The following is a 471-nucleotide window of genomic DNA, read 5'->3' on the forward strand; positions in this document are numbered from 1 at the left end:
TAGTTTAGATTCATCATCAACACAACAGGAAATACAAGATGCCTATGATGCTTGGAAATTAGGATTCACATATACAGGAGGTTGTGACGCAACAGATAACTTGGATACGTTCCCAAGCTTACCAGATTTTAATTGTGGAACAGCAGTAGATCTTAATTTTACGTACAGAGTGTCAGATCGTTGTAACCCAAATGGTGTGAGTTGTAACTCTACTTTCTACGTGCCAGGAGTCACAGGCTTAACAGTCGATTGTCCAACAGATGTAAATTTAGATTCATGTACAAGTGAAGCAGATATATTATTAGCTTACAATACATGGGTAGCTGGGTTTGGAGTAAATAATGGAGATAATCCAACTTCGAATATTGGAGATATTCCAGCATTACCAGCTTATGCGTGTGGAGAAGGAGTTGACTTATCCTTTACATTATTAGCAAGTGATGCTTGTAATCCAAATGGAGTAAGTTGTAC

The 471-nt window shown here is 37.8% G+C and carries 1 protein-coding gene; it reads left to right on the forward strand.

All coding sequences use genetic code 11. The annotated features are described in order from the left end of the window. Nucleotides 1-471 (forward strand): hypothetical protein (locus tag ACRHNM_RS16215; protein WP_431137681.1); only part of this gene is annotated, 471 nt, incomplete at both ends.

The sequence above is a fragment of the Psychroserpens mesophilus genome, from assembly GCF_050617655.1.
GTDB classification, from domain to species: Bacteria; Bacteroidota; Bacteroidia; order Flavobacteriales; family Flavobacteriaceae; genus Psychroserpens; species Psychroserpens mesophilus_A.